At 42.5% G+C, this 23,544-nt stretch carries 21 protein-coding genes and 1 pseudogene; 14 read left to right on the top strand and 8 right to left on the bottom strand.

The features are described 5' to 3' along the window. Positions 1 to 113: 113 nt before the first annotated feature. Positions 114 to 857, bottom strand: coding sequence for an enoyl-CoA hydratase/isomerase family protein (locus tag CR194_RS18445; protein ID WP_110611811.1), 744 nt, complete (start codon positions 855 to 857; stop codon positions 114 to 116). A gap of 18 nt (positions 858 to 875) precedes the next feature. Continuing rightward, positions 876 to 2,804 (bottom strand): oxidoreductase, encoded by a 1,929-nt coding sequence (locus CR194_RS18440; protein WP_110611809.1) that lies wholly within the window; start codon positions 2,802 to 2,804, stop codon positions 876 to 878. A gap of 303 nt (positions 2,805 to 3,107) precedes the next feature. On the opposite strand from CR194_RS18440, the gene pta reads away from it, so the two are divergent. After that, positions 3,108 to 4,085 (top strand): phosphate acetyltransferase, encoded by a 978-nt coding sequence (gene pta / locus CR194_RS18435; RefSeq protein WP_110611807.1) that lies wholly within the window; start codon positions 3,108 to 3,110, stop codon positions 4,083 to 4,085. A 133-nt stretch (positions 4,086 to 4,218) separates the two neighbouring features. Here pta and CR194_RS18430 read toward each other — a convergent pair whose 3' ends face one another. After that, on the bottom strand, positions 4,219 to 6,042 hold the full coding sequence (locus CR194_RS18430; protein WP_110611805.1) for a DNA ligase D: 1,824 nt from the start codon (positions 6,040 to 6,042) through the stop codon (positions 4,219 to 4,221). Between the two features lie 94 nt (positions 6,043 to 6,136). Between CR194_RS18430 and ku the strand changes: the two genes are divergently transcribed. Continuing rightward, positions 6,137 to 6,973, top strand: coding sequence for a non-homologous end joining protein Ku (ku, locus tag CR194_RS18425; RefSeq protein WP_110612221.1), 837 nt, complete (start codon positions 6,137 to 6,139; stop codon positions 6,971 to 6,973). A 44-nt stretch (positions 6,974 to 7,017) separates the two neighbouring features. Here the strand turns inward: ku and CR194_RS18420 are convergent, their stop codons facing one another. Further along, complete coding sequence (locus CR194_RS18420) at positions 7,018 to 7,848, bottom strand: lipoate--protein ligase family protein (RefSeq protein WP_110611803.1); 831 nt, start codon at positions 7,846 to 7,848, stop codon at positions 7,018 to 7,020. 179 nt (positions 7,849 to 8,027) lie between these two features. Between CR194_RS18420 and CR194_RS18415 the strand changes: the two genes are divergently transcribed. The 4 genes from CR194_RS18415 (at position 8,028) to CR194_RS18400 (ending at position 10,656) form a co-directional block, all read left to right on the top strand. Next, positions 8,028 to 8,249: a DUF1450 domain-containing protein gene (locus CR194_RS18415; RefSeq protein ID WP_110611801.1), complete on the top strand. Its 222-nt coding sequence runs from the start codon at positions 8,028 to 8,030 to the stop codon at positions 8,247 to 8,249. Between the two features lie 226 nt (positions 8,250 to 8,475). Beyond that, entirely contained in the window at positions 8,476 to 9,780 is a 1,305-nt protein-coding gene (locus CR194_RS18410) for an HD domain-containing protein (protein WP_110611799.1), read from the top strand. 2 nt (positions 9,781 to 9,782) lie between these two features. Further along, positions 9,783 to 10,304 carry a YwgA family protein gene (locus CR194_RS18405; protein ID WP_110611797.1) on the top strand — a complete coding sequence of 174 codons (522 nt, stop codon included), beginning with the start codon at positions 9,783 to 9,785 and terminating at the stop codon, positions 10,302 to 10,304. 1 nt (position 10,305) lies between these two features. Next, positions 10,306 to 10,656, top strand: coding sequence for a hypothetical protein (locus CR194_RS18400; protein WP_110611795.1), 351 nt, complete (start codon positions 10,306 to 10,308; stop codon positions 10,654 to 10,656). 49 nt (positions 10,657 to 10,705) lie between these two features. Here the strand turns inward: CR194_RS18400 and CR194_RS18395 are convergent, their stop codons facing one another. Further along, a complete protein-coding gene (locus CR194_RS18395) occupies positions 10,706 to 10,894 on the bottom strand; it encodes a 2-hydroxymuconate tautomerase (RefSeq protein ID WP_110611793.1) in 189 nt (62 codons plus the stop codon). A gap of 202 nt (positions 10,895 to 11,096) precedes the next feature. On the opposite strand from CR194_RS18395, the gene CR194_RS18390 reads away from it, so the two are divergent. Beyond that, positions 11,097 to 11,630: a YwhD family protein gene (locus CR194_RS18390; RefSeq protein WP_110611791.1), complete on the top strand. Its 534-nt coding sequence runs from the start codon at positions 11,097 to 11,099 to the stop codon at positions 11,628 to 11,630. 215 nt (positions 11,631 to 11,845) lie between these two features. Here CR194_RS18390 and CR194_RS18385 read toward each other — a convergent pair whose 3' ends face one another. Then, positions 11,846 to 13,945, bottom strand: coding sequence for a transglycosylase domain-containing protein (locus CR194_RS18385; RefSeq protein WP_110611789.1), 2,100 nt, complete (start codon positions 13,943 to 13,945; stop codon positions 11,846 to 11,848). Between the two features lie 283 nt (positions 13,946 to 14,228). Between CR194_RS18385 and speE the strand changes: the two genes are divergently transcribed. The 6 genes from speE to CR194_RS18355 all read left to right on the top strand — a co-directional run bounded on the left by speE (position 14,229) and on the right by CR194_RS18355 (position 19,548). Further along, entirely contained in the window at positions 14,229 to 15,059 is an 831-nt protein-coding gene (speE, locus tag CR194_RS18380; RefSeq protein WP_110611787.1) for a polyamine aminopropyltransferase, read from the top strand. Between the two features lie 11 nt (positions 15,060 to 15,070). After that, a complete protein-coding gene (speB, locus tag CR194_RS18375) occupies positions 15,071 to 15,943 on the top strand; it encodes an agmatinase (protein WP_110611785.1) in 873 nt (290 codons plus the stop codon). A 274-nt stretch (positions 15,944 to 16,217) separates the two neighbouring features. After that, positions 16,218 to 16,655, top strand: a complete 438-nt coding sequence (locus CR194_RS18370; RefSeq protein ID WP_110611783.1) for a DUF1934 domain-containing protein — start codon at positions 16,218 to 16,220, stop codon at positions 16,653 to 16,655. 7 nt (positions 16,656 to 16,662) lie between these two features. Continuing rightward, positions 16,663 to 18,330, top strand: a complete 1,668-nt coding sequence (argS, locus tag CR194_RS18365) for an arginine--tRNA ligase (RefSeq protein WP_110611781.1) — start codon at positions 16,663 to 16,665, stop codon at positions 18,328 to 18,330. 206 nt (positions 18,331 to 18,536) lie between these two features. Next, positions 18,537 to 18,707 carry a XapX domain-containing protein gene (locus CR194_RS18360; protein WP_110611779.1) on the top strand — a complete coding sequence of 57 codons (171 nt, stop codon included), beginning with the start codon at positions 18,537 to 18,539 and terminating at the stop codon, positions 18,705 to 18,707. 64 nt (positions 18,708 to 18,771) lie between these two features. Further along, positions 18,772 to 19,548, top strand: coding sequence for an alpha/beta fold hydrolase (locus tag CR194_RS18355; protein WP_158282311.1), 777 nt, complete (start codon positions 18,772 to 18,774; stop codon positions 19,546 to 19,548). 125 nt (positions 19,549 to 19,673) lie between these two features. On the opposite strand, the gene CR194_RS18350 is transcribed toward CR194_RS18355, so the two are convergent. Together CR194_RS18350 and cls are read right to left on the bottom strand one after the other, a co-directional pair. After that, complete coding sequence (locus CR194_RS18350; RefSeq protein ID WP_110611775.1) at positions 19,674 to 21,629, bottom strand: heavy metal translocating P-type ATPase; 1,956 nt, start codon at positions 21,627 to 21,629, stop codon at positions 19,674 to 19,676. Between the two features lie 238 nt (positions 21,630 to 21,867). Then, positions 21,868 to 23,061, bottom strand: a complete 1,194-nt coding sequence (gene cls, locus CR194_RS18345) for a cardiolipin synthase (RefSeq protein ID WP_110612219.1) — start codon at positions 23,059 to 23,061, stop codon at positions 21,868 to 21,870. 203 nt (positions 23,062 to 23,264) lie between these two features. On the opposite strand from cls, the pseudogene CR194_RS18340 reads away from it, so the two are divergent. After that, positions 23,265 to 23,544, top strand: a pseudogene (locus tag CR194_RS18340) (hypothetical protein); the annotation flags it as partial.

Here is a 23,544-nt window from a genome sequence, read left to right as displayed (position 1 = left end):
TTCATTCGTACAGTTATGAACATGCAACGTTCGTTGCTCCACACCTTATCTATTATACTAGGATCGACTGGAAAAACCAAACGGCACGTCCAAAAGGGACGTGCCGCTAGTTCTTACCGTTTCGACCTCGACAAAAAGAATTGAACCGCTTTCACATGGGCGTCAGATTTTCCTGCTGCACGCTGACCTTCCACTTCTGCGTCTAGAACCTCTGGAAGAGAATCATCCAAACCGGTCTTCATATTTTTTTTCATCCAACCGTAGGCAGGGGAGGGGGCTTGCTTTAATGCATGAATAAATGAATCTGGGTCGCCAAGCTTTGTGACGAGTCCGATTCGCAAGGCTTCCTCTGCACTTATCGTCTCACCTAGACCAAGTTCCAGCGCTTTTCCTAAACCGACTAATCTGGGTAGAAAATAAGAGGCACCTGCATCAGGAGTCAAACCGATGTGTAGGAAGCTAAGCGCGATTTTTGCCTCGGGTGAAGCGAAACGGAAATCACATGCGAGCGCCAAGCTTAAGCCGGCTCCCACAGACGTTCCGTTCATATATGCCACGGTCGGTTTCTCGATGTCGTCCAAGAGTGTAACGAGCTTATTGTAGGTCCGTTCTAAATATTCGCCGTGATCGAACGTGTCCATCTGGTCAATGGGAATACTCTTTAAGTCGGCGCCGCTGGAGAAAGATCCTTCCGTGCCTGTTAATACGATGACTTTTACATCACTGTCGCGACGGGCTTCTTGAAACGAATCGTAAAGGTCTTTATGCATCTCTTCGTTAATGGCGTTCTTTACTTCAGGTCTCGCCATGGTAATGGTCGCTACTTGATCTTTCACCTCATATTGAACTGTATTCATATGAATTCCCCCAATGTGTTATAGTGTGCGAGCTAAGACTGCACCGTCGAAAATCGCCTTTTTCGCGTCTAAACCGAGGGCATCTTTCGCTCCTCCAATAATATGAACCGTCTTTCCTTGAGCCTGTAATGATTCAGCCAGCTCGTTATTAGTTAATTGACCGGCCGCAAGAACGATGTTGTCAGCGGATAGGAACTTTTCTTCGCCAGAGTGCATAAAGGTCACGGAGCGGTCATCCATTTTCTTATAAGATTCAATGCCGCCGATCATCTTGATGCCCAGTTGCTTCATTTCCATAATGGTGGCCCATCGCGTCGTTTTTCCTATTCCTTTTGCAAAGGATTTACTTCGTTGCAGCAAGGTGATGGATTCAACCCCTTTTCCTTTCAAAAACAGCGCCAAATCGCAAGCAATTCCACCACCGCCGATAATGACGACTTGTTGCCCCGTCTCTGCTTTCCCTTCAAAAATATCCCGGTACGATAAGATGTTTTCCATTCCAACACCCTCAATCTCAGGAACACGAGGGACGATACCGGTAGAGATAATGATTTCATCGGCACGTTGGATAAGGGGATCGTTTGGCTCGATCCGTTTGCCAAGCTGAACGTCAACTCCAGCTAACTCAAGTTGTACACGATAGTAGCGAAGCGTTTCATAAAATTCTTGTTTGCCTGGAATTTGTTTAGAATAATTCAGTTGGCCGCCAATTTCCGGTTTCTCATCGACAATGGTCACTGAATGACCTCTTTCTGCCGCAACCCTTGCCGTTTCCAGTCCGGCTGGACCTGCACCAACGATTAGCAGGTTCTTCACGGTTTCGGTAGAAATCATATGAAGCTCTGTCTCTCTGCCCGCTTCAGGGTTGACGAGACATGATGCCGGCTTTCCTTCAAAAACATGATCGAGGCACGCCTGATTACAGGCGATGCACGTGTTCACTTCGTCATAACGTTCTTCCTTACCTTTTCTAAGGATGGCTGGGTCTGCTAAAAATGGACGGGCCATAGATACAAGCTTAACCGTTCCTTTTTCCAAAATGTCGTTGGCATCTTTAGGGTCATTAATACGGTTGCTAGCCACAACGGGAATCTTGACTTGCTGAGCAATGGCTTCTGCAATTGGAACGAATTTCATTCGTGGCACTTTCATCGAGATCGTTGGAACCCGAGACTCATGCCAACCTATCCCGATATTCAATACATCGGCTCCTGCTTTCTCCAACGTCTGCGCCCATTGAAGCGTTTCCATTTCTGTCGTGCTTTGATCGATCAAATCCATTCCAGACATACGGAATAACACTGGATAGTCAGGTCCGACTGCTTCTCTGACTGCTTCGGTGATTTTCAAGGAAAATTGGATGCGGTTTTCGAACGAGCCACCCCACTGATCGGTCCGTTTGTTCGTGACAGGGGAGACGAATTGATTGATCAAATAACCTTCTGACCCCATGATTTCAACTGCATCAAATCCCGCTTCCTTCGCTCGCCGGGCTCCTTGGGCAAAGTCTTGGATTGTTCGTTCAATTTCTTCATGGGTAAGCGCCACCGGTTCATCCGGATTAATTGGTGACTGAAGAGGGGAGGGCGCAACAGGATCGAGTCCAGTCATGGCTTTGTAAGCATACCGTCCCGCATGAAACAGCTGCAACGCTATAGCACCTCCTTCGTCATGAACCCCTTGAGTCAATGGTTTCCAACGCTCGACATCTTCTTCTTCATAAATGGTCATGAAATCGAGCCCGCCACTGCCTTCAGGATTGACGGCCGCACCGCCCGTAACGATTAGCCCTACGTCATACTTGGCTCTCCGTTTATAAAACTCGGTTAGTTTATAAATGCCATCGTCCAATCCTTCTAATCCTACGTGCATGGATCCCATGATAACTCTGCTTCTTAACGTTAACTGATTGATTTTCAACGGTTTAAATAACTCTTCACAACCCATAATTTCCCCCTTTGAAAGAATAGTGTCCAAGTTCCTTCCTGTTCGAAACATTCTAAAATGAGTGACTATTCATTCATTATACTTAATTTGGTAAGAATAATGCAATGTTAGATTCAGTATAATGATGGTTATGCTAAAAATATAAGTGGGTTTGAAAGGCGATGAAAAGCAGTGAAATAAGCTAAAAAGTGAATATTTCCCGTTCTGAAAATTAAAACATTAATCGTAAGCGCTACCAACAATTTATTTTTATGAAAAGAAGGAGTATCCTAGTAAGTAGAGAGAAATAAAGGAGGAATTCCTGTGAGCGATATGTTTACAGCAATAGCTGAAAAAGTAAAAGCAAACCATCCGTCCATTGTATTTCCAGAAGGTACGGACGAAAGAATTCTCGAAGCAACGGTCCGTCTAAAAGCGGAAGGGATCTTGAATCCGATCCTTGTTGGTAAAGAAAAAGATATTCAAGCGAAAGCGGCTGAATTGAAGTTAGACGTGTCATCCCTAACCATTTTCGATCCGGAAACGTACCCAGAGTTTGATCAGTTGGTCGAAGCCTTTGTAGAACGCCGAAAAGGAAAGAATACGAAAGAAGAAGCAGAAAAAATTCTTCAGACACCTAATTACTTCGGGACGATGCTTGTATACACAGGCAAAGCTGTCGGACTTGTGAGTGGGGCTGCACACTCGACAGGTGATACAGTGAGACCTGCACTTCAAATCATCAAAACAAAAGAAGGCGTGAAAAAGACGTCTGGCGTATTCGTTATGGTGAAAGACGATCAGCGCTACATCTTTGGTGATTGTGCGATTAATATTTCCCCTGACAGCAACGACATGGCTGAGACAGCAGTAGAAGCAGCGAAAACAGCGAAAGTTTTCGGAATTGAGCCGAAAGTAGCAATGCTTAGTTTCTCTACAAAAGGTTCAGCTGTAAGCCCTGAAACAGAAAAAGTTGTGGAAGCAACTCAAATTGCAAAAGAGAAAGCACCTGAGCTTACATTAGACGGTGAATTTCAATTCGATGCGGCATTTGTGCCAAGTGTGGCTGAGAAGAAGGCACCCGATTCTCCGTTAAAAGGCCAAGCGAACACATTTATTTTCCCTAGCCTTGAAGCGGGCAACATTGGTTACAAGCTAGCTCAACGCCTAGGTCAATTCGAAGCAATCGGTCCAATCTTGCAAGGCTTAAACAAGCCGGTAAATGACTTGTCACGAGGTTGTAACGCAGAAGATGTGTACAAGCTTTCCTTGATTACAGCCATGCAAGGGGTAACAGAATAATAGAAAATTAGAAGGTGTCCCAGAAGATTGTTAAAATTAGCAGCCTTGGTGGGGGCACCTTTTTTTAATTCATAGCGTATGTGAATGAGAACGGATCATCATGGCTGGTGCTACCGGCGTAGCACCAGCCCCGTTATTTATCAGTTAAAGTATGGATGACGCGACCCAATGCCTCTCCGTTATCGGTTTCTTTCATAAACCTGAAAGGATCTCCAGTTTCTTTCAGTCGCTCGATCACAGAAGGAAGAGTAAATTCCCTAGGATGCAAGGATCGATTCACTTCATGCCAATAAAGAGGTGTGGCTACGAGTCCTTCCTTGGTCCCGCGAGGTGAATAAGGGGCTATGATGGTTTTCCCTAAGTCATGTTGGAGATAGTCTAAGTATAGTCGTTTTTTTCGATTTTTCTTTAATCGTTCCACCGTAAATCGATCCGGTTCCTGTTCACATAAAAATTTACAGACAAACGACGTGAATGTTCTCGTTTCCATATAGGTAAAGCGGCCCGGTGGAAGAGGGAGATACACTTGCAACCCTTTTCTACCTGAAGTTTTTACATACGAAGTCAGCTGAAATTCATCAAAAACGTCCTTCAATCTTAGTGCAGCATCAACAGCTAATGTGAATTCGTTTACAGAAGGAGGGTCTAAATCCAAGACGATTTCATCAGGTGTCGAGCTTGAAGTGGGTTGGAAGGGTGTATGGAATTCAAGAGCTAACTGGTTTCCAAGCCAAAGAAGCGTCTCCAAGTTATTGCAAACGACATAATCGATTTTTCCGTGCCTGACAGTGTTCACATATGAAGGAGCGTAATCAGGACAATTTTTTTGATAAAATGGTTCTCCGCCTGTACCTTGAGGATAACGAATTACTGTCAATAGCCTGTCTTTTAAATGGGGTAACAGGTATGGGGCAATGTTTTGTAAAAAAAGCATGTAATCGTTTTTCGTATGGGAAGACCAAACCGTTTTGTCAGGTGAGGTCATCTTTACTTCGGAGGGTAAAGGATGAAGCTGCCTTAGCATGTGATCCCACTCGCAATCAAAAGGGTCTTTATCCAATTGGAAAGAAGCAAATTGAGGCTCGCGCAAATGTTTACCATCGAAGTCAATACAGGCAACATTAAGGCAGATCGACGGGGGGATTTGCCATTGACTGTTAGTCGTTTCAATCCCATTTTGATAAAACATGTCGATTAAGGCCTTCTTTTCATCAGGAGTAAATCCGTGACGAACGTGAACGACAGGGATCCAGCTCTCATCTTTTAGAACGCTACCTTCAAAGTAGCCATTGCCCTTGGTAAATGAAGTGATGACTACAGTGACTAGGCGCCAGTTTTTCTTTTTTAACCATTGCTTTGAACGGCTACCTGGCTCGTAAAGGCTTGTTTTCTTCTTGGCAATTACGCCCTCAGCGCCAGCCCATTTACTGTTTTCCCATATTTGAGCGTCATTGCTTGTATAGGAGATCGCTTGCACACTTTTACTTCGTTGAGGCTGCACGTGCAGAGGTAGGTGGAGTGTTTCAAACAGCGAAAATAGCTGTTTTTTTCTCTCTAACAGCGGTTGATTCGTGAGCGATTTTCCCTTAAAAGTTATCAAGTCGAAAGTGACGAAGTGACAAGCAAGCTGTGCGGCGTGCGTTTCTATCATCTGCTTCTGCTTTACCCGACTTCGCCGCTGCACGATAGAGAAGTCACTTTGATAAGAGTTCATTAAATAAACTAATTCGCCGTCCAAGAATAGAGGTAAAAAAGATTTCACATCTTCATGTAGTTCAGAACAAAATCGAATGATTTCTGGGAAGGATGTATTGAGGATCTTGCCGGTTTTGCTCAGGAGAACAACCTCCTCTTTTTCCCATTTAAGCACGCTTCTAAAACCATCATATTTTACTTCATACACCCAATCGGCTCCTTGTGGGAGTTGATCCACTTGGGACAATCGCATCGGTTTCATCTACTATCACCCCTTTTTTCTATGTTTTACGAAAAAGTCCATGAATAATCATCACTGATAACTTGCAAATTAACAGAGAAGGCAGGTGATGACTATGCATACAGTTTGGAAAGGAAGCATCAGCTTCGGATTAGTCAACATTCCGGTGAAGCTACATGCTGCCACTGAAAATAAAGATATTAAATTAAGACAGATTCATAAAGAGTGTCATACTCCGATTTCTTATCAGAAAGTGTGTCCAGGGTGCGACAAAGAAGTGAAAAATGACGAGATCGTCAAAGCATACGAGTATGAGAAAAATAAATTTGTTGTCCTTGATGAGGAAGATTTAGAAAAATTAAAGAAAGAAAATGAAGATAAGGCCGTGGAAATCATTGATTTTGTTCATTTGGAGGAGATTGATCCGATCTATTTCGAAAAAAGTTATTTTCTTGCCCCAGATACAGGAGGTGGGAAAGCGTATTTGCTGTTGAGAAAGGCTTTAGAGGAAGCGGGTAAGATCGGGATAGCCAAAATTGTGATTCGATCAAAAGAACAACTAGCCGTAGTTCGGGTATATGAAAATACTTTACTCATGGAGACCATTCATTTTCCAGATGAAATCCGTCAAGCATCAGATGTAGCGATGCCACAAGAACAAAACATTACGAAAAAAGAGTTGAACACCGCGCTGATGCTAATTAAACAATTAACGACTCCGTTTGCCCCAGAAAAGTACAGTGATGACTACAGAACAGCTTTGATGTCGCTGATTGAAGAGAAGCGAAGCGGGGAACAGACGGTAGAGAGTAAAGACGGTAAAGAACCAGAAGTATCAAATGTAACTGATCTCATGACAGCCCTGCAAGCTTCCATAGACAAAACAAAGAAGAAAAAGCCAGTGACAAGAAAAAAACCAGCTACTCAATCTAGAGTGAAGAAAAACGCCTAAGAATGAAGATTCTTAGGCGTTTTTCTCTAAAGAATAAAGGCGGATCAGCTTGAAACTTTTTCGTTTCGTTTAATGATCCTCTCCAAGTTCGTCTCGTAGCGTTCCCAGTCAGTTGAGGTAAGTTCGTACGTGCCGACAGTTTTACTTAATGTTTGCAAAAGCAAAAGGCATCGATGATTCAGTTCTTCTGCTATGAACGTTTTACCCGATAGCTCTTCTAACGATGCCATTTTCTCCGGGCGAATCTTAGGATATTCAAATTTTGTCGACGCACCATTCACCGCCATCCTGTAAAATTCCCTAATGACCTCAGCCCGCGCTGACCCGCTCCCGCTCATAGCGAGATAGATTTGCACTGCCACGCCTCCGCGCAACCTTCGTTGGGAAATGCCAGCAAATTTCCGTCCTTGAACACTGAGGTCATAACGACCAGGACAATAAGATTCTTTGATCTCCCCATCAACAATTTCCCCGGCAAGCTCATGTAATAGTGACTTCGTGAAGCTGACCATTAGATCATATCCCCGATCAATCGTTAATCCTTTTTCCTCTTTGAAAACGAGTGAGAGGTTGTACACCCCAGGATCAAGGACAACAGCTAAGCCCCCAGAGTTTCGGACAATCACTTCATAGCCTTGTGTTCTTAAATAATCTATGCCTTTTTCTATATATGGCAGCCTACTGTCTTGAATGCCTAAGACCACGGTTCGATCATGGACCCAAGAGCGGGCGATCCCCGTCTCTTCCAGTTCCCCTGCTCGACGACATAATGTATCATCCATTGCAAAGGAATGGACTGGACTCATGGCAAGACCGGAAACAGCCTGATCGAAAAATAGCCATTGGCTTCGGTATAATAATTGGTGTAAGTCCATCGTTCTGGCTCCTTATCGTTTCTTTTCATATCCAGCAAATTATATCATATTTCCAACAAGGAATTTGGCTAAGGTTCTTGCATTCATCTATCAGATAGTTGTAAAATACTTCAGTAGCAGTTAAACCAATAACGCCTAATGAGAATCAAGCTCAAATAAATAAAGGATGTGGTGGAAAAATGGCAAACAAGTTTTACATTTGTGACGATTGCCAGGCCACAAATATCAAAACGTTAGTTCCAAAACTAAAGCACCTCGATCCTGAGGCGGAGATTGACATTGGCTGTCAGTCTTACTGTGGACCAGGAAGGAAAAAAGTGTTTACGTTTGTAAATGAACGCCCGGTAGCAGCTCTAGATGAGGATCAATTAATGGAGAAAGTTAAAAAGCGAATGAAATAATGATGGTCGCTAAAGATAAATAAACGAAAAGCTACAGAAGCCAAGGGCTTGTGTAGCTTTTCGTTCGTACAGCACAAGTCAAGCAGGCTATGATAGAGTGTTGATACTTTTTCGCTATTGCCTGCTATATATGGATTGATTTTTCTAGTGGAAAATCTAGTATAATAGAACAAGATAAATGAACAGTAAGACAGAATTGCACATACAGGAAGGGGTTCCACCTGACATGAGAAGGCCAGACGGCAAGCTAGACGAAGAAAAAGTGTTTAAAGATCCTGTTCATCGCTATATACATGTGAGAGACGAGCTTATTTGGAAGCTGATTGGCACGAAAGAATTTCAAAGGCTTCGAAGGATTCGTCAGCTAGGAACAACGTTCTTAACGTTCCACGGAGCTGAACACACGAGATTTAATCACTCCCTAGGTGTCTACGAAGTGATGCGTCGTATGATTGGCAATCTCGAAAAGAAAAGCGAGTGGGATCCGGAAGAGCGTTTAGTGTGCCTTGCCTCTGCCCTTCTTCATGATGTGGGACACGGACCCTTCTCTCACTCTTTTGAAAAAGTCTTTCACATGGATCACGAAAAGTGGACTAGACGTATCATTCTAGGTAACACAGAAATTAACGATATTTTGCTTCAAATGGGGGACGACTTCCCGGCTAAAGTAGCTAATGTCATCGCCAAGACCTATGATAACAAGCTATTAGTCAGTTTAATCTCCAGCCAGATCGATGCGGACCGGATGGATTATTTGTTGCGCGATGCGTTCTATACAGGGGTCAGCTATGGACAGTTTGACATGGAGCGGATTTTAAGAGTGATGAGACCTCAAGAAGATCAAGCGGTGTTTAAGCATAGCGGTATGCACGCCGTTGAAGATTATATTATGAGCCGCTATCAGATGTATTGGCAAGTCTACTTCCACCCCGTGACGCGAAGTGCTGAAGTCATTCTAAGTAAAATTCTTCATAGGGCGAAAGAGCTTTTAGCAGACAATTACGCGTTCAAGATTAATCCGGTTCATTTCACAACGATGTTCGAGGGGGAAGTGACCTTAAAGGACTATTTAAAGCTGGACGAATCGATTATCCTTTATTATTTCCAAGCTTGGGAAGAGGAGGAGGATCCGATTTTAAGTGATCTGTGTCAAAGGTTTATGAACCGACGACTGTTTAAATATGTTGAATGTGATCCTAGTAAACAAATGCTCATCTGGCCAGAACTGCAACAGCTTTTCAAAACGATTGGTTTAAATCCTGAGTACTATTTAGTGATTGATTCTTCATCTGATCTCCCATACGACTTTTACCGTCCCGGAGAAAAAGATGAAAGGGTGCCTATTCATTTACTGATGCCTAATGGTGAGCTTAGTGAACTTTCAAGACAGTCAGATGTGGTGGAAGCTATTTCTGGCAAGAAACGGACCGATCATAAACTGTATTTTCCGAAAGATCTGTTGACGGATCAAACGACATTTCCAGAAGAGAAACGGCGAATTTTGTCTTTACTTATGAATCAGGAGGGGTAAGATTGCTTAACGAACATGCAAAACTGCTGGCATTATTTAAACAGACTGGGGAAATAATCGGTAGAAAAAAATTACAGAAAATGGTTTATATTGCAAAAAAAATGAACCTTCCTTTTAATGAAAAATATCAGCTTCATATGTTTGGGCCCTATTCTGAAGAGTTATCATTAAGGGTAGAGGAAGTTTGCCAACTTCAATTTGTTTCTGAAGTGAAAGAAAAGAAGGGGGGCTACCAGCAGTATCGATACGAACTGTCGGAAAAGGGCGAGGACTTCTTATCCATGATGTCATTTCATTTCCCTGATGCCACAGGCATGCTGGAGGACATGAATCATAAAAGTTCAAAATTTCTTGAATTGGTATCGACTGTGCTGTATTTCGAGGAGTTACCAAAAAAAGAAGTAGCAGAAAAAGTGTTTAAGTTAAAAGCGAAGCAAAATTATTCTGAGGCTGATCTTGATGAGGCGTACGCTTATATCAACCGACTACATCAGGTTGCCCCAAAAAAAGGAGCATATTCTTAGTATGGGCTCACTCTGGAACGAGGAAGAAATTGCAGAGAGATTGACAAATAGATTTTACGAAGAAGATGACGTTATATTAAAAAAGTTTGGCGATCGGGGACGGAAACATACAAAAGAGGATTTGCTTCACCACTTTAATTATTTAAAGTCGGCTTACAATCTTAAGAATGAGCAAGTATTCGTTGATTATGCTCTTTGGCTGCACCAAATTTTGGTGACAAGAGAGGTCCCCGGAGAAATGCTAACAAGGAGCTTTGACTGGATTTATCAAGAGCTTGAAGGGTTAGAAGAAAATGAACAAGCGAGGTTTTATCAGCAATGCTTAAAGTTAGCCAAGGCTGAATTAGTATAAAGGATGGCAACAGAGGCTTTATCGCCTCGCTGCCATCCTTTTTTTCTAATTAGATTTTATCACTAGCGCGTGTTCCTGCAACACCAAAATTGCTTGCAGACATTTCCTCAATCACAACGGAGACTCTTTCTTTCGGTGCTTGTGTTGTTTCTGTCACCGCCTCTGTTACTTTTTCTACGAGTGCACGCTTCTGTTCGTCCGTGCGTCCTTCGAGCATTTTCACAGTTACTATTGGCATATGTGATTCTCCTTTCAATAATTAACTTTTTTAAGGTGAGTGATCTTTAGAAAAGTGACCCCTTTAAATGTTTTCAACATCAATCGACGTTATTCCTTCATAAAACTGAATTATTTCCGCTGCTCATCTGTGCATCATAAAAACGTTGTATGATAAACTACATATAATAAGGTGTTGATTCAGTGAAAGCGAGGGATATTCAATGAACGAAGCGGACAAACAAAAAAATGAAAAAATAAAAAAGATGAGTAAAAGTTTCAATATTCTCAGTGGAGATTCTACTGACGGTCACGGAGGATATGGGGTAGGGACACTCAATTTAAATAATATTACCCCTGTGTTTGTGGATGTAGAAGGAGGCGAAGCAGCGGTTGATATGGGCGCTCTTCATGCCCGAAGTGCGATTGAGAAAGGAATAAAATTTCTAAAAGAAAAAGAGCAGGTACCTAATGGCCGTCCGTACTGGCTAGTATGGGTGACAGTAGAACCAGTAAATGGTGGGCCAGCGTATGTAGGTGTGACGAGTTGTGAGATGACTGTCGACCGGGAAATTCGCCGTGGCTATAAAAGTTTACCTGAGCATGTGAACAATATGGATAAATCGTTGAAACGGAAAATAATTGTGTCTCACATGGATGATAAGTCAAAGCAGATCTTAAAAGACTTTCTTGAAAACTTTGATTCAGGCATGTGGGAGAGAGCAGATGAACAGTTAAAGAAAGATTTAACCGTTTAGCCTGTTTCGACAAATGTGAACAAAATGTGAACAAAGAAATTTCCTCTTGCTAGAAATGGTTTCCTTTTGTAAACTTAAAGCCACACACATAGAAAGACTAAGACAAAAAAACAGACGAAGGCGGACTCGTTCCCCTTCGTCTGTTTTTTTTGTTATTTACAGAAGAGAGCCAGTAATCTTCGTTAGCTCTGTCTCTGTGTACTTTTTTGCTCTTTCTAGTCAAACCAATGGAAAAATTTGTTCAACCATTTTTGTTTCTTCGCTTCTTCCTTTTTTCTGAACTCCTCATCCAATTGTTCATCGGCGTCATTTTCTTGATCTTCCAAATGGTCAAGGTGTTCAGTGCAATATTCTGTTGGTTCCGTGCCGTTGTAAAACAAGGTCGGACGGCTTACGGGACATTCCTCCGTTGCAAGAAGGCCATTAAAGGGATTGATTTCTACCTCCGTCACATTTTTCGGGACAGGGAAGGGGAGTTTTAATTCTCCGGCTAAGGATTTGTTCATAAACTGGGCCCAAATTTGTTTGGAATAACTGGCATCTCTACTTTCTAACTCGCGAGCATCGTCATAGCCAGCCCACACACCGGTAACTAATTGGGGCGTGTATCCGATCATCCAGCTGTCCGAAAGAGTCGACCCACTCTTGCCAGCCACAGGTCGGTCCAAGGCATCGGATATGCTACCGCCTGTAACGGCCCCGTAGTTTGCGCTTAATTCAGGTTCAAACATTCCTTTCATCATATCGGTCATGATCGCCGTATAAGCAGGATTTAATTGCTGGGTCCGTTCCATCTTTTCTTCAACAAGAATATTTCCGTCGCGATCAACCACTTTATCAATTAACCTGGGCTTCACCTGGTATCCACCATTGGCAAAAGGGCTGTAACTACTCGTGATTTCCAACACACTTACAGCGCTCGTCCCTAGAGCTAACGATGGGACAGCTTTTAACGGACTGTTAATACCAAATTGAGCGGCCGTTTGTTGAAGATCTTCAAACCCAAGGAGAAAATGAGTTTTCATCGCGAAAATATTGTCTGAGATCGCCAGGGCTTGAAGCATGGTGATATAGTCATCAGCATAGCGGTGGTTGAAGTTTCTTGGTGCATATTCCTTCCGTCCCCCGTCATAAACGAACGTGGTTTCCTCGCTTTTCAACATCGAATTCGCCCGAAGACCATGCTCCAAAGCAGCATAATATAAAAAAGGTTTCATTGTCGATCCTGGCTCTCGTTTTGCTTGAGTAGCCCGATTATAGGAATTCTCTTGATAGTTCTTTCCTCCAATTAACGCTTTTACTTCACCAGTCCGAGGATCCATGGCAACTAAAGCGACTTCTAGCTCTTTCTCCGGATTCAATTCATTGGCTATCGTTTTCTCAGCCAGATGTTGTGTTTCTGGTGATAAAGTTGTATAAATATCCAGCCCCCCGCCATCAATTACATTCGGATCAAGGCCGTACTCATTAATCAGCCAAGAGCGAACTGCGTCTTGGAAAAAGGGAGCCATTCGTTTACCCGCCATGTCTTGTGATGAGGAGAACTCCAGAGGTTCTGCTTCATACCTCACTTGGTCGTTTCCTGAAATGAAGCCGGCTTCTCTCATCGAATAGAGAACAGTAGCTTGACGTTCGGTTGCTTTATCCTCATGCAATAAAGGCGAATACATACTAGGCCCTTTAGGAATTCCTGCCAGAAGTGCAGCCTCTCCATAAGTTAAATCTTCAGCATTTTTGTCAAAATAAAGAGTGGATGCGGCTTCGATTCCGTAAGCTCCATGTCCATAATAAATCGTATTTAAATAGCCTTCTAAGATGTCCTTTTTCGAATAGTGGAGCTCCAATCTTAATGCATAGAGTGCTTCATTCCACTTTCTCGTCCATGTTTTATCATGCGTGAGAAATAGATTCCTAGCATATTGTTGAGTGATCGTACTAGCCCCTTGAACTTTTGCCCCTGACTTCAAATTGGTTAGAATCGCGCGACTAATACGAATAGGATCAAACCCATAGTGATCATAGAATCGTCGATCTTCAATGGCAAGGGTCGCCTCCACAATCGCATCTCCCATATGGTCGAGAGGAATCCAGTACCGGTGCTCTCCTTGATGAAACTCACCAATGGTCTCACCGTTTGCAGCATAAACCACTGTCGTTTCAGGGACGGTTAATGATGGGCGTTCCATTTGATAGGCATATAATACAAGTAAACTTAACGCTAGAAAACTGATAAAGGTTGATACGACTCCGGCCATGACGATTTTTTTCCACAATCGACGGCGTTTCCTGTGTATCGTCCTTGTCATAACTTCCATGACCGTTCCCCTTTCCAGAGGATCTCTCCCAATGAGATCAACGAGTATATTAATCACCAATAGTTAGCGGGCCTCTTTCCTAGTTCTTATTTCCACAGTTTTCCACACATAAGAAATTCTTATACGCTGGAGTGAATAAAAAACAGTTTCTATTTCTATTTGATTCCGCTATACTTTTCTAGTAGTTTTAGTTCATAGGCAGAAAAAAATCGGTTCTTATAAACGTGGGTAGGTAAAACTTTCGTTTAACAGAGCTAAAAGATAAATATAAGAGGTGACGAGAATGAGTATTTGGTTTACAGAAAAACAAACGGAGAACTTTGGTATTACGGCAAAAATCAAGCAGACGTATGTAAGTGAAAAGACAGACTTTCAGCAGTTAGATATGGTGGAAACGGAAGAGTTTGGCAATATGCTTCTTCTTGACGGCATGGTGATGACAACAGAGAGAGATGAATTTGTCTATCACGAAATGGTCGCTCATGTGCCGCTTCACACCCATCCGAACCCGAAGAAAGTGCTAGTTGTAGGAGGGGGAGACGGGGGAGTTATCCGCGAAATTCTCAAGCACCCTGAAGTAGAGAAAGCGACCCTAGTTGAAATTGACGGAAAAGTGATTGAGTACTCTAAACAATACCTGCCTTCGATCGCAGGGAAATTAGAGGACTCTCGAGTGGATGTTCAAGTAGACGACGGGTTCATGCATATTGCCAAAAGCGAAAATGAATATGATGTGATTATGGTTGATTCTACAGAACCTGTGGGACCTGCCGTGAACTTGTTTACGAAAGGTTTTTATGAAGGCATTTCAAAGGCATTGAAAGACGATGGTGTATTCGTGGCACAAACGGACAATCCGTGGTTTCATCAGGATCTTATTAAAAATGCTTACAGAGATGTATCAGAAACATTCCCAATCACTCGGTTATACACAGCGAACATTCCTACGTATCCAAGTGGTTTATGGACGTTTACACTAGGATCAAAAACACATGATCCTTTGGAAGTGAAAGAAGAGCGATTCCACGAACTGGATACGAAATACTATACAAATGAGATCCACCGCGCGGCCTTTGCATTACCTAAGTTCGTACAAGATCTGACGAAGAAATAGGAGGAGTATGCATGTTTTTTGATGAAGCTTACTCAGGAAGAAAATTTATTATGGCTGACAAATCCTATGAAGAGGGGGACATTGTTCTATTCGGTATGCCGATGGATTTCACGGTGAGTTTTCGCCCAGGCTCCCGGTTCGGACCAAACAGAATAAGGGAAGCGTCTATCGGCCTTGAAGAATACAGTGTCTATCTTGATCGCCACTTAGAGGAACTTGCGGTGCACGACGCAGGCGACATGTTGCTGCCTTTCGGAAATGCTGCCCGCAGTATCGATATGATTGAACAGTTCGCAGATCAGCTCCTATCAGACGGAAAGTTCCCTGTAGGTTTAGGTGGGGAACATTTAGTGACGTGGCCTATCATCCGATCCATGTTTAAAAAATACGAAGACTTGGCCGTCATTCATATTGACGCTCACGCTGATTTGAGAGAACAGTATGAAGGAGAAGTCCTCTCTCATTCCACGCCAATTCGTAAAGCATGCGAACTGATTGGCCCTGAACATGTGTATTCCTTTGGGATTCGATCAGGCATGCGTGAAGAATTCCAATATGCTGAGGAATCAGGCATGCACATGAGTAAATTTGAAGTAGCAGAGCCGTTGAAGCGAGTGTTACCATCTCTTTCAGGACGAAACGTATATGTTACGATCGATATCGATGTTCTTGACCCAGCGTTCGCCCCAGGTACTGGTACGGCTGAAGCGGGCGGGATCTCTTCGAAAGAGTTACTGGAAGCCATTCACCTTATTGCAGGATCTGACGTTCACGTCGTTGGCTGTGATTTAGTAGAGGTGGCACCAGCTTATGATCCGTCTGAGCAGACGTCGATCGCAGCAAGTAAATTCATCCGCGAAATGCTCTTAGGCTTTAAAAAATAAATAGATTACAGACCTTCATAGCGGCTGATAAGCCGTCATGAAGGTTTTTTAGTCAAAAGAAAGCCGACTGTTTTCAATTAGGAGTGGAGTGCGTTATAGAGGCAGGGGCGCGCTATAGAAGAGGAGAAACGCGCTATAAAAAAGGAAGAGTGCGCTATAGAGAAAGGCGCGCGCAACAATTCGAGCACTAATTTTAGCTTGCCCTTGAACTGAAACCCTATTTTTCGTTATAATAGTAAAGTTATCAATAGGAAGGATTAGGTGATGAAACGCCATGTCTTCAAGCGGATTACCCGTCAGTGTTCAGATGAAAACAACAATCAAAGACGGGAAAAGAAAAGAAATTCATACAATGGAAGCTACAGGGAACCTTTATCAGCGCGGGGAGTTGACAGTCCTTCGTTTTTCAGAACCGAAAGAAGAAAATGACGAGGCTTCGACCACTCAAACGGTAAAGTTGAATCGCGGTGAGATGTCTGTTCAACGAAAAGGTGCGATCACGATGAATCAGCGATTCGTTCCTGGGATAGAGACAGAAGGAATGTATCATAGCCAATTCGGACCGATGAGCATGCTTACCGATACATCAGAAGTAAATTATAACTGGGATAAAGAGGCGCGCGAGGGATGGATCGCTCTTCGATATACCCTTGTGTTACAAGGATCTCAAACAGGAAATTACGATATGTACGTGAAAATCAAGGAGGTCTAGAGGTACGATGAGCCAAGTAGAACAATTAAAAGAAACGTTAAAAGAGCAGCTAGTTGCAGCAGTTCTAAAAGCTGAACTGGCTTCAAAAGAGGAAATGCCGAACGTGGTTATTGAAACCCCGAAAGATAAGAGTCACGGAGACTTTGCCACAAACTTGGCTATGCAGTTAGCTCGAGTCGCTAAAAAAGCTCCGAAAATGATTGCTGAGGACATAGAGGCAAACTTCGACTATAAAGAAGCAAACGTAGAAAAGCTGGACATTGCAGGACCAGGATTTATTAACTTCACAATGAAAAAAGATTACTTAACAGACATTGTTGCGACTGTACTGAAACAAAAAGAAGCATATGGTGAATCAAACGTAGGGAAAGGGAAGAAAATTCAAGTAGAGTTTGTTTCTGCTAATCCTACAGGAACGCTTCATCTTGGGCATGCTCGCGGTGCAGCTGTTGGTGATTCATTAAGTCACGTGCTAGATAAAGCGGGATACGATGTGGCACGAGAATATTACATTAACGACGCTGGAAACCAGATAGACAATTTGACTTTGTCTCTAGAAGCAAGGTACTTGCAAGAACTCGGTGAAGACGTACCGATGCCTGAAGATGGCTATCAAGGTAAAGACATCATTGGTTTCGCCAAAGAAATCGTTGAAAAATTCGGCGATCGTTTCAAAGAGGTCGACGAAGAAGGACGTCGCGATTTCTTCCGGGAGTATGGATTAAAGCGGGAACTGGACAAACTGAAAAATGATTTAGCCGATTTCCGTGTAAAGTTTGACAACTGGTTCTCTGAGACCTCGTTATATACTTCCAATAAAGTAGTCGAAGCATTAGAAGAGCTGAAAGATCGAGGAGAAACATATGATCAGGACGGTGCAACATGGTTCCGGTCTACAACTTACGGTGATGATAAAGATCGTGTCTTAGTGAAGGGTGACGGATCTTATACGTATTTAACACCGGACATCTCTTATCATAAAGATAAATTTGCCCGTGGATTTGATGAGCTCATTAATATTTGGGGAGCTGATCATCACGGGTACATTCCTCGCATGAAAGCAGCCATTCAGGCACTTGGTTTTGACAAAGAGCAGCTGGATGTTCAAGTCATTCAAATGGTAAACCTATTTGAAAATGGCCAAAAGGTCAAGATGAGCAAGCGTACAGGGAAAGCCGTAACGATGAGAGAGTTAATGGAAGAGGTAGGAGTGGACGCCACTCGTTATTTCTTTGCCATGAGAGCATCGGATACTCACTTGGATTTTGATTTAGATTTAGCCAAGTCGAACTCTAATGAAAATCCGGTTTATTACGTACAATACGCCCATGCGCGTATTTGCAGTATGATTCGTCAAGGAGCGGACAAGGGTTATACGGTAGATCTAAATGCGGATCTAACTAGCTTAACAGCAGAGAAAGAGCAAGATTTGATGAAAAAAGTTGGCGAGTTCCCTGAAGCCGTAGCGGATGCAGCAAAACGTCGCTCGCCACACAGAATAACCAACTACGTACATGAATTAGCTCAAGCGTTACACAGTTTTTATAACGCTGAAAAGGTCATTAGTGAAGACGAAGACTTAACAAAGGCTCGTCTTGCCCTAATGGAAGCTGTTCGAATCACATTGAAAAACGCACTGGAACTTGTCGGCGTAGAAGCGCCAGAAAAAATGTAATGACGTTGGCCCCCTCATACTTTATGAGGGGGTTTTAAAATAGCGAGATGTAATATCACCCTATCCATTAAATACCTAAATCTTTTTTTAGAAAAATATAGATGTACGTACCTCTTTCTGTTAGGATAGAGAGAGTTGATTTTCAACAACCTATTTATTACAACTGACGTTCATTGAGAACGTTATCATAAGAAGAAGGTGAAAAAATGCAAGAAGTCATATTAGCTCTATTAGCTGGTTTGATTGTCGGTTTTGTTTTTGCGGCAATTAAACTTCCAATTCCCGCACCACCAGCGTTACCAGGAATTATGGGGATCTTTGGAATTTACTTTGGATTTAAATTGTTTCAATGGGTATCTACGACATTTTTCGGATAATCAATCGTTGTAAGGCATAAGCTAAGCTCATCTTAACGTAAATGAAAGATGGAGGATGAAGCAGATGCCATGGACGAAAGATAAACACGCAGCACAATTATATTTTGAAAAGGAGGGGAAGGGGATTCCGCTCCTTTTTGTGCACCCTCCTTCAATGGGGCACGTGACGTTTAGAAGGCAAAAACAACGATTATCTAAAAAATTCAAAGTCATTACAATGGATCTCCGTGGAAATGGAAGAAGTGGGATGGATGGTCGTCCGCTTTCGATCCCATTACTGGCTGAGGATGTGATACGTGTTATGGATGCGGCCAAGGTGAAGGATGCGGTCATTTGTGGATATTCTAATGGTGGATCGATCGTTCAGGAAATTGCGATTCGTTATCCTGAACGCGTCCGCGCCATTGTGTTAATGGGTGGATTTTCAGAAGTGACCAGCTTTTTACTTAAGAATGAATTTCGTCTTGGAATTCTCGCTGCGAAAGCGAAGCAAATTGGACTGATCGCAAACGTTCTTACTTTCGCACATGAACGGGAGTCAAGAAAGAAGCGAGATTTGTCTGAATACATTCAGCGTACGTCCCCAGAAATTCTAGAACAGTATTACCGCGTCGGTATAAATTACTCTTCCACTGCAAGGCTTGAGAAAATTTATTGTCCTGTGCTTCTTCTTTATGGAACAAGAGATGAGTATGTTCACCAATACAGGCATGCCTTCCAGAATCGGGTGTCAGGGCCAGTCGAAACAGTGTTTATTGGGGACGTGGCGCATCAGTTGCCAACAAAAAAATCCTCAGCCGTTCATCAGATCTTGACCCAGTTCGTCTATCGCTACGCATAACAGAAGCAAACGCTCTTTCCAGCGGAAGAAAGAACCAGCCTAGACAAAGGCGCTAGCCTTAGGAGGCTTGGCGGTTCCTCCGCGGAAAGAGGGCATAGACCTTCTTTTTAACAACATATGTTAGGCTACCTTAATAATCTCAATCCATTCAGGATGACAAGAATGGTGCTTCCTTCATGACCAATGACCCCAAGCGGCAAGGAAAGTTGTTGGGCGAAGTTGGCTGCAATGAGTAATAAAATAACAGAAACAGAGAATACGAGATTTTGTTTGACGACACGGTTCAACCGACCGGACAGTTGGAAGGTAGAACTGATTTTTTCAAGATCGCTTTTCATTAGGACCATATCTGCCGTATCTATTGCTACATCTGTTCCCGAGCCCATGGCAATACCAATATCTGCTTTTGCCATAGCAGGAGCGTCATTCACTCCGTCGCCGACCATGACAACCGAGCCGTATTTTTCTTTCAAGCGATCAATTTCTTCAACCTTTTTCTCAGGCAGACAGTGGGATACCCAGTCATCAAGTCCCGCCTCTGCTGCGATGGAGGCCGCTGTCATTTCATGATCCCCAGTGATCATGATTGTTTTTATTCCAAGTTTATGAAGATCTGTAATGAGTTCTTTTGCTTCTGGTCTAATATCATCTTTAATTCCAACCATGGCAACAATTTCATCATTTTTTGCAATATATACAACGGTCTTCCCTTGCGATTGCCATGCCTTCCGTTGTTCGTCAATAGACGAATAAAAAGGAGAAACTTCGCTATCTACTTGTTGTATCATCATGTTCCAATTCCCAATTATCCAGCGGTCCTCTCCGATCACTGCTTTAACCCCGTAGCCGGTTATATCTTCACTGGATTTAATCAGTTCAGAGCCTTTTAGTCCTTGTTTTTTCCCATAGTGCACGATCGCTTTAGCCAGAGGATGGTTGGACTGCCTTTCAATTGAAACGGCGCAATTCAACACTTCTTCCTTCTTAGTTTCTTCTACTACGTACACATCCGTGACACCAGGGTTTCCTTTTGTGATGGTACCTGTTTTATCAAAGGCGATCGCTTGCGTTTTTGAGAGCTGCTCCAAATACGTTCCGCCTTTCATGAGAACTCCTCGTCTCGCTCCGTTGGAAATGGCTGACAAAAGGGCTGGCATGACCGACGCAACGACCGCGCAAGGAGAAGCGACGACGAGAAGAACCATCGCTCGATAGAAGGTTTCTTGAAATGGGGCACCAAATAGAAAAGGGGGGACAGTTAACATCAATGCCACAACCATTAATACGGTTATGACATAAGGTCCTTCCACTTTCTCGATAAACTGCTGCGCAGGAGGACGACTAGATTTAGCCTGTTCCACGAGCCGAATCATTTTTTGGAAAAGGGAGTTAGCGTTTTCTTTTGTGACCTCCACAATTATCGACCCTCGACCATTCATTGTCCCGTTAAACACTTCGTCTTTCATTGATTTGTGAACAGGAATCGATTCACCGGTAATTGTAGACTCATCAATGGACGTTTCCCCGCGAATAACAATGCCATCAGCAGGAACGCGTTCTCCATTGCGAATGAGGATGTGATCACCTATCCTGAGGTCATCAACAGACACGGTTTGAATTTCTTCGTCACGGATTAAACGACTTGCTTCTAATGGAGCTAATTTTACTAGTGCAGATAAGTCTTTCTCACTTTTTTGCCACGTGTACGTCTCCATTGCACCGCTTAATGAAAAGATGAAAATGAGAATTGCTCCTTCATTCCAATAACCAATGGAAGCGGCACCGATCGCTGCAAGAATCATGAGCACTTCCACATTTAAAGAACGATCTTGAATGAAATCTACTAACCCTTCCTTCGCCTTGTAAAAACCACCAACACCGTAAGAAAGAACGTAAAAAATCATTGCGAGTAGTGCGACGGTGGGACCATCACCGCGTTCAGTTAAATAACCGGCAATGAGAAAACCACCTCCGGCAAGAGCCATGATGAGCTGCCGATGAGTAGACAGGAATGATAATAAGGGGCAAGATTGCTTTGCATGTTTAAGAAGAAATGGAGTGGCTCTTCGTTTTCCTTCCATCTTTCCTCATCTCCTTTAGAGTAAGGTTTCGTTTGAATGCCATTAGAAAACTTCTAATAAGCACGGAATTCTAATTGATAAAGACTTTCATACTCAATTGACCGTTTAAAACAGAAATTGCCGCCACCCAGTGGTGACAGCAAAAAAATCGTTAGTATATGATATGACGATTGTGGAAGAAAATAACCTTCTATAAGTTAATTATATTCTTTTCGTGCTCAAAAGAAAACAAAAAGAATTATAGAAAAGGGGAAATGAAAGTGGCTATTTTTTCTTTCATTTTCTCGAACAATGATCGATTTTTTATATGATCCATGGTGATTTTTTCAGCACTCTCATAAAAATCCTTTTCAATTTCTTCTCTGACGGGGACGATCCAAGAGTGATCTTGAATAATACAATTGATCTCCTTGTTCACATGGAAGCTTCTTTTATCAAAATTTGAAGTTCCAATGTCACACCATTGTTCATCAATGATAAGCACCTTTGAGTGGTAAAACCCTTCATAGAATTGCCGAATATCGACGCCCGACTTTAATAAATCTGGAAAATAGGGGAATGCTGCATCTTTTACAAGGGCATGATCCGGATATTTAGGGATCAGCAGTTTGATATCCACACCTCTCGCGGACAGTTGCATCAGCTTTTTCTTTAATGAATCTCCTGGAATAAAGTAAGGGGTACCAATAAATACAAATTCTTTCGCCTGATCAAGAAGATGATGAATCATTTCTACAACGTGGGCGCCATCAGTAGGGATGATCTGAACAGGTGTGGAACCGGTCCCTGATGTCACTGGAATTAAGTCTTTGAGATTGAATGGTTTGCCCGATGAACCGTTCCAGTCAATGGTAAATTGATCCTGCAAATCTTGGCAAGCTTCTCCTTCAATATACAAGTGATAATCTCTCCATCGGCCCATTTCAGGATCTCGCCCTAAATATTCATCCCCGACATTATAGCCTCCGATATAGCCGCATTGATTATCGATGACGGTCACTTTACGGTGATTTCTTTCATTGATTGAATAAAATAAGAAGGGGAGAGAAGGCGTATTCGTTTTTGCCAGTTGAACACCGGCTTTTAGTAACGATTTTTTTTCTTTTCGAGATATGTGGTATCCACCCCAGTCCACCAGCAATCTAACATCGACTCCTTCGATGGCTTTTTCCTTTAACAGATCAAGAAATTTCTGTCCGATATGGTCATCTCTAAAAATAAAGAACTGAATATGAATATGGTCAGACGCGTTCTCTATGCGCTGAAGCATGTGATCAAATAGTTTATCCCCGTGGGCAAAAAATTGAATGGAGCTTTTTCGAACGAAATGATCTTTCATCGGCTTGATATTTTTTCGGTGAACTTTGTTTCCCAGCTTTAGGTCTGTGACCAACCAAACGATAAATAGAATAATAATAGCAACAACTCTCATCACTCCACATCATTCCTTTATAAGAAGTCTCCCCAGTATTCCCGATTATTGGAGAATAAATTACAGTTTAAAAAAGGGAAGTAAGAAAATGTACTATTTTTTTGAAAAAAATATCATGAATGAATACTCATTCATATTTTTATGTGATATAATAAAAATCAAATTAAAAATATTTTCTGACTATATTGAAGGGAGCTGGTTCCATGAACCCGATTGTTATCAATTGGATCATGTTTATTCTTGTAACCGGTTACGCGCTTTACCTATTCGCATCTTTAGTGAAAACAAGGATGGAATATATCAAGCTCGGTAAAAAACCGGAATTCATTTTATCGATGAAAGAGCGTAAAGAAGCCATGATGACCATGGTATTTGGACAAAAAAAATTATTGAAGGATAAGAAAAGCGGGATTATTCACGTCATGTTTTTCTATGGTTTTCTGTTAGTACAATTCAGTGCTATCGACGTGATTTGGAAAGGTT

This window comes from Salipaludibacillus keqinensis (genome assembly GCF_003226325.1).
Taxonomy (GTDB): domain Bacteria; phylum Bacillota; class Bacilli; order Bacillales; family Salisediminibacteriaceae; genus Salipaludibacillus; species Salipaludibacillus keqinensis.
Note: the sequence above shows the minus strand (reverse complement) of the source record. Positions and strands in the feature narration are given on the sequence as shown.

Coding starts and splice junctions, on each gene's coding strand:
- CR194_RS18445 (WP_110611811.1), bottom strand. CDS start 857: ATGAATACAGTTCAATATGAGGTGAAAGATCAAGTAGCGACCATTACC.
- CR194_RS18440 (WP_110611809.1), bottom strand. CDS start 2,804: ATGGGTTGTGAAGAGTTATTTAAACCGTTGAAAATCAATCAGTTAACG.
- CR194_RS18430 (WP_110611805.1), bottom strand. CDS start 6,042: ATGAAACCGATGCGATTGTCCCAAGTGGATCAACTCCCACAAGGAGCC.
- ku (WP_110612221.1), top strand. CDS start 6,137: ATGCATACAGTTTGGAAAGGAAGCATCAGCTTCGGATTAGTCAACATT.
- CR194_RS18420 (WP_110611803.1), bottom strand. CDS start 7,848: ATGGACTTACACCAATTATTATACCGAAGCCAATGGCTATTTTTCGAT.
- CR194_RS18415 (WP_110611801.1), top strand. CDS start 8,028: ATGGCAAACAAGTTTTACATTTGTGACGATTGCCAGGCCACAAATATC.
- CR194_RS18410 (WP_110611799.1), top strand. CDS start 8,476: ATGAGAAGGCCAGACGGCAAGCTAGACGAAGAAAAAGTGTTTAAAGAT.
- CR194_RS18400 (WP_110611795.1), top strand. CDS start 10,306: ATGGGCTCACTCTGGAACGAGGAAGAAATTGCAGAGAGATTGACAAAT.
- CR194_RS18395 (WP_110611793.1), bottom strand. CDS start 10,894: ATGCCAATAGTAACTGTGAAAATGCTCGAAGGACGCACGGACGAACAG.
- CR194_RS18390 (WP_110611791.1), top strand. CDS start 11,097: ATGAACGAAGCGGACAAACAAAAAAATGAAAAAATAAAAAAGATGAGT.
- CR194_RS18385 (WP_110611789.1), bottom strand. CDS start 13,945: ATGGAAGTTATGACAAGGACGATACACAGGAAACGCCGTCGATTGTGG.
- speE (WP_110611787.1), top strand. CDS start 14,229: ATGAGTATTTGGTTTACAGAAAAACAAACGGAGAACTTTGGTATTACG.
- speB (WP_110611785.1), top strand. CDS start 15,071: ATGTTTTTTGATGAAGCTTACTCAGGAAGAAAATTTATTATGGCTGAC.
- CR194_RS18370 (WP_110611783.1), top strand. CDS start 16,218: ATGTCTTCAAGCGGATTACCCGTCAGTGTTCAGATGAAAACAACAATC.
- argS (WP_110611781.1), top strand. CDS start 16,663: ATGAGCCAAGTAGAACAATTAAAAGAAACGTTAAAAGAGCAGCTAGTT.
- CR194_RS18360 (WP_110611779.1), top strand. CDS start 18,537: ATGCAAGAAGTCATATTAGCTCTATTAGCTGGTTTGATTGTCGGTTTT.
- CR194_RS18355 (WP_158282311.1), top strand. CDS start 18,772: ATGCCATGGACGAAAGATAAACACGCAGCACAATTATATTTTGAAAAG.
- CR194_RS18350 (WP_110611775.1), bottom strand. CDS start 21,629: ATGGAAGGAAAACGAAGAGCCACTCCATTTCTTCTTAAACATGCAAAG.
- cls (WP_110612219.1), bottom strand. CDS start 23,061: ATGAGAGTTGTTGCTATTATTATTCTATTTATCGTTTGGTTGGTCACA.